The organism is Helicobacter sp. 13S00482-2 (assembly GCF_002272795.1).
Classification (GTDB): Bacteria; Campylobacterota; Campylobacteria; order Campylobacterales; family Helicobacteraceae; genus Helicobacter_J.
This window is the reverse complement of sequence record NZ_MLAT01000032.1, coordinates 1-6,429: the sequence shown is the minus strand read 5'-3', so window position 1 is coordinate 6,429 and position 6,429 is coordinate 1. Positions and strand designations below refer to the sequence as shown.

The following is a 6,429-nucleotide window of genomic DNA, read 5'->3' as shown; positions in this document are numbered from 1 at the left end:
TTGTTTAGAAGAGATGGGAGCATAGGTGGTAGTGTTATCATTATGATGTGTGGCTCTGCCTTTTGTGTTTATAGAAGAGAATCCTAAGAAATTAGAGAGATGATAAGAGAAGTTTCCATAGGTTCCTGCGTTATTGGCAATATGATCATTATGAGTGAATTGATGAGCATTTTCATGAGTGTAAGTTTTGATAAAGGTTTTGGTATTAGTGGCTGTATCATTAAAAGCATTTAAATAGATCTGCTTGTTTTTATTGTCATAAAAACCATTCACCTTGTCTTGTTCATCATAATAGATATGAACCTTGCCTTGATTTTCTCCTTTAATAGCAGATTGAATATCAGTGATATCTTGACCACTAGATAGTTGATTGATTGTTTTTCTATCTAGATTATTGATAGCTACAGCAGTACTTTGATTGGCTTTCCATTGGTTGATGCTCTCTTTTAGGGATATATCAGGATTGAGTAATACTTCAGTTGCAGTTATGAAGGGATTGAATGCTAGAGTGAATGCACCATTAGTGGTTTTAATCAGATTGCTTGGCACAGAAGTGATGTCTGCATAGATGGATTTTAATCCTTTAGAAGAGAAGAATCGATTATCTATTTGAGCATTGACATTGAGGGTTCCTGTGATTTGATCTTGAAGGATTGAAGTGCTAGTAGAAAGATCTGTATTGATGGTTTTAATTAAATCATCTGGGTGGGTGATATGGATTTGTCCTTTTCCTAGTGTGGCTAGAGTTTTTCCTTCTGTTGTCTTTCCTTGATGAGAGAGTCCTATTTGGGTGCTAGAGTGAGAGATGGATTTATTATCACTTTGAACATTAACTGAGATACCTTTGGCTGAGAGATAATCTTTATCGTGTATGTCTTTATAAGAGAAGGTATCTGTGGATAAAGATAGCTCATTTGTTGCTGAAAATAAATAAGCAGCTTCTAGATAGGTATGATGGGCTATATTGACGTTGAGTTCTTCTGTGCTAAAAATACCTGATTGTTGTTCTATCCATTCTCTATCAGTGTCGCCTTTATCTTTTGAGAAGCCTCCATTAACAGAAGAGCTACCATAACCTGCTTGAACACTATGTGCATTCATATGAGAATAGCTTGAAGATGAAGAAGAGATGATAGAGAGATTATCTGCTCTTATGTCTGCTTTTTTTGAACTAAGAACCCCTCCATTGATATGGATATCTTTTTGAGTAGATAATGAAATGCGTTCAGCTTTCAGTGAAGATGAATAAGAAGAGGAAGAAATTTCTCTGTGCCTGCTTGCCCCTATTTCTGCACTCATTCCAAAGCCATTGCTCCCATAGCTTGTGGTGGTGCCAATATTCTTTTTTTCTTTAGTTAATTGGTGCGTACTACTAGAAGATAGAATATCAATATTATTTTTAGCCTCATAAAAGATAGCACCATTTGCCTGAAGATGCGATCCTATTTGAGAAATACTATCTTGTGAGCGAATAAAAATATTCTCTCCTGCCTTCAAGGTAGAAGCGACCACAGAAGTGTTTTGTTCATCAATGTTATTTTGTGTGCCAGAAATACTTGTGGAGATAGAGCCATAAAATCCAGTTCCCAATGAAGTGCTTGCTGCAGAAGCTGCTGCTGTAAGCGAACTCACCACCCCTAAAGAAGCATTAGCGATATTTAAAGAAGCAAACCCAAGATTGTATTTGAATTCATCTAGAGCATTCTTACTGATCTTGCCGTGTTCATAGAGTTCTTTTTGAGATTGGTATTGCTTTTTGAGTTCATTGAAGTTTTCTAAACTCTTATAGAATTTATCACTAGCAAAATAGATATCTGCATAAGCATTTCCAATATCAAAAGATATATTCAAATCACCTTCTAGATTTTCCTCTTTAGAACTAGAAGAGTTTAAAGCAGAATGGATATGGACATTTTTTGAATCTAAAAGGACGTTTTTATTTGCTGAAAGATTAGAAGCGATGATGTTGATATCCCCTTGCTCATCTCCTGTTTTTAAAACGAGATTCCCACCAACATCAAATACAGATCCTAAAACTTTTTCTTCAGAGTCTTTAGAGCGAACATCAGAGTATTTAAAATCTGCTCCAAAGGAAAGTTTTTCTTTAAAGCTGAAGGTAAGGCTGTTAAAATCTTTTGAAGCAAAGGAACTTTCATCTGAAGTGGAACCATAGTCATTGATGACATTGATATTGCCATGCTGTGATAAAAAGATAGCATCACCTGAAGTGTTAATATGTGAATGGATGATATGGATATCTTTATAGGCTTTTATGTCCAAACTTCCTGCACTAATAGAGCTAGAAGTTTGTGATATTTCTTGATGGTCTTTATCTCCTTTATTGCTAAAAAGTCCCATAAAAGTATAATCAGAGAAACCAGAAGTCTTGCTATAGGTGTCTTTGGGATTTAAAAGAGAAAAACTCCCTCCTGCTAAAATAGAGGTTTTTTCTTCTGAAGCTAACTCCACCCCCATTAAGGTAGTATCTCCACCTGTTTGAATGAAGATATCCTTTGCTTTTAGATGGCTATGAGTATGAACTCCTCTTTGTTCATCGTTATTAAAATCATCGCCAGAAACATCTATCCCTAATATTTCTTTAGTGGAGCTAGAAGCATCACTATAGCCATAACGATGATGCAAGGAGGTTTGGATATAATCCTTATGAGCTGAAATGGTGAGTTTATCTTCTGCTTCATAATCACCTCCATTACTAATGATGCTTCCTTTTGCCTGTATGCTTATGTTAGAGGCTTTAAAGACATTTTGTTTTTGTGAGATAGAAAATTCTTTATTGGAGTGATGATCTTTAGATAAACTCAAGAAGCCTTTTTCTTCAGCATAAAAGTCTTTTTTTAAATCATCTTGTTCATTAGAAGCTAAAAGATGAATATCTCCATCTGAGTATAAACTAAGATGATTAAAAGCTGATAACTCAGCACTTTGTATATCTAAACTTTCTTTTGCTTTGATGGAGATAGAAGAACCAAATAAGTGGGTTTTTTGCTCAGTTAAGTGATTGAAGACTTTAAAAGAATCTTGATAGCTATCTTTGAGTTCTTTTGTATTGATAAAGACCATCTCTCCTTCTATAGACATTTTATCTTTAGCTTTCAAATCAGCTGCAGAAATAAGAACATCTCCAGAGGATTTTATACTCAGGTTGTTTGTAGTAATCAAAGCTACTTTTGAAAGGTTTTCTTGTGTATGTTTGGGAGAATTAGAAGTTTGTGAATAAAAATCAGAACTCTTGATTTCAGAAGAAATCTCAATATCTTGAGCATTCAAAGCTGTATTATTAGAAATGATTTCTCCACTATGATAGAGTTTGCCTTCTGAGCTTAAAAATAAATCTTTAGAATGGATACTTCCTTTGTTGATGAGCGTGTCTTTAGATTCTATCTTGGCATCATCTGCATAGATATAAGAATCATTATAAAAAGAAGCCGTAGTTATATTGGCTTTAAAGGCAATCATGCCTTTATTGTTTATATCATAAAAACTAAGGGGGGAAGTTTCTTTGGTAGTGTCTTTAAACACTTCTAGTTTGTGAGCAAGATGATTGGCCTCATAACTTGCAAGCATTTCATTGAGTTTTTCAAGATGCAAACTTTGATTTAAAAAAGATTTGGAATTATAAAAATCAGATAGATAGCTAGAATCCCTATAAGAGTTTTTTAAATGAGATAAGAAACTAGAAATATCAGAAGTATTTTTGAAATGATCATAAAAATAATCTGATGAGATGAAGGTTTGAGGATCTGTGTAGATATTATCTTTTAAAGTAAAAGCAGGACTTTTAAATGCATCTTTGCTAAGGAGTGAATGATAAGGATTGAAGCTAAGAAATTCTAAAGAATGTGAAGGGTCTAATATTTCTATGGAGTTTGAAACATTCAAAGCAGAGATGGGATGATCATTAGAGGCGTCCTGTTTGTCATGATCACTTAAAGAAGTGCTCAAGAAAAAGACATAGGGGTTTTTAAAATAAGAGCTTAAATCTTCTTTTAAACTAGGTAAGCTAAGGGCAATAGGAGAAGAGCTCTCTTTAAAATAATCATCAAAGACTTTTAAGCGTGTCTTTTCGTGCCTGACACTTGTTCTTTTAATACAAATAGTAGCCCAGTCCCAACCACGACATTCCTTCTCATACCAAACATCTTGATAATTCCTTGCTTCTTTGCCTTTATCTTGAATGATTTCTCTAGCTTCAATTAGATCATTATGAAAGGTGTTCGCAGAAATATTTGTAACAGGAGCAATGATAGAGCCATTTTGATTGTTCAGCACATCTGCCTCAATAGAGAGATTATGAGCACTCATTAAAATAGAAGGGGCATAATCAGAACTATCAAAGATCTCTTGATAAATAGATCTTGTGAAATCCTTATCTCCATCTTTGAGGTACATAAAAGGATTGAAATATAAGAACCAATCCCTAGGAGAAGGTTTCTTATTCCATTCTCCTTGTGAAATATGCTCTTGTGAGATGAGTTTTTTCTCTAAAGAAACTTGGGCGATATTTGATACATTATTAGCATCAATAGATAAATCTTCAGTGCTATAAATCATCGAGTGGATATTGTTTAGATCTTTGGAGTGAATTAAAATATTCTTCCCTAAGATAAAAGAAGAATCCATATTGTTGAGATATTCTATGGTAGCTTGAAGCGTGTTTGCATAAATAAAAGCTTGAGTGTTAATTAAAGAAGTGCTAAAAAGATCTAAAGTTCCCCAAGAAATGATTGAACCTTGATTATTAAGATTTTCTTGCAATTTAAGAGATAAGTCCTCTTGAGATTCAATGAGAGAATCATTTTGTAAAGACTTTGCTTTGATATTTAAAGATTTGAACGCATAGATTCCTCTAGAAGTTCTTAAAATAGAAGGATCAGTACTATTGGTATTGCTAACATCATTAGCATCATTGCCTTCAGCAATATGATTCATATCACCGCTAGAATCCTCAGAAGAAGGAGTATCTAAAGGAGGCGTATTAGAAACAATCAAATGCCCTTTTGTATCAATCACAAATCCTCCATCTCCTTCTTTAGAAGAAGCAAAGGTAGCAAGAATTCCAGAGTTATTAATAGAGGCATCTTCATCTGAAGCAATGAGATAAATTGAATTTGCATACACGCCACCTATATAGGCAACATCAAGAGCGAGTTTGAAGGCTTGATCTTTGTTTGATTCTTCACTTTGGAGAGGTTGCCATAAAAGCAGGGCACCTTTTTGATCCAAAGTGATGTCATTAGAACCCAAGATGATATTTAAGTTTTTTGCATAAAGGTTATGAGAGATGCTAAGTGATTTAGAGAGAATATTCAATGAAGGGATATTTGAGCTATCAAGTGAATCAATATTGATATGACCTTTTATGACTCTTAAATGAATATTAGAAATGAGTTCTTGTGCTAGATTATTCCTAGAGGATAGATCAGGATTTAAAGATTGCTTAGAAAGTTCATTGAGTACTGAAAGCTCAGAAGGAGGAATCAAAGCTGTACTTAAGCTCACTGAAGTTGCATTGAAAAAAGAACAACCCTCACAAGAGATTCCATTTGGATTAGCGATGAGTAGCCCTGCTGCTTTTCCAGCAATCTCAAGAGGACCTAAAAGTGAAGTACTATGAGTTGAAGTGACTTGATTGAGAATCAAAGAAGCTTCTTTATCTCCTAAGTTAGGATTAGAACTGATGAGGCCTGCTAACTCTGTGGGAGTGATAGGATGATTAGAGTTATTGATAATAGCTCCAATTTCTTTGATATTAAAATCACGGTAGTGATTATTAGAAATCCCACTATCATTTGGAGGAGTAATATTGATGATTTCTATGCCATTAGGAGCTTTATCCATAGAAGGAGCATAACTAGGATTTGAAACATCAGGGATGATCTGAAGGGAGGAAGATGGGGCTAGATGATTTGAAATATCACTAGGGATAGGAGAAAGAACCTCAGTATCACTCAAAGAAACTTCTGAAGGCATAGGAGCACTAAGGGGTTGTGCAAAAACAGGATAGAAGGTAAGACAAAGACAAAGCAAGGAACACAGGAATTGTTTGAAGGGATTTGGCTTCATTTTTAAATGATGTCTATGGCTAGAGGATTTTAAAGAATCAAAGAAATTTATAGATTTTAAATCCTTCAAAAAAGTGTTCTTATGACCACAATCACCCTTGCCATTAGAAGTATTTTTCAAAAATAAATAATATCTATCCCCTATCATTGAAGAGTCCTTAGAAACAAGCTGATTTTATATTGCTATCTATTATCATCTGATACTAAAGGCTGGATATAAAAATAAAATGTTATCCTTTAGGATTATAAAAAATAAAAACTTAAATAAATATTAATAATTAGGAAGATAAAATTCGACTATAAAGGAGAATTGAGTCAATGGTGAGAAGATATTTGAAGTTGTTAT

The 6,429-nt window shown here is 34.0% G+C and carries 1 protein-coding gene; it reads right to left on the bottom strand.

Translation table 11 applies throughout. The annotated features are described in order from the left end of the window. On the bottom strand, positions 1 to 6,231 hold a 6,231-nt coding region (locus BKH42_RS08775; RefSeq protein ID WP_143428604.1), incomplete at its 3' end, for a hemagglutinin repeat-containing protein. Positions 6,232 to 6,429 lie beyond the last annotated feature (198 nt).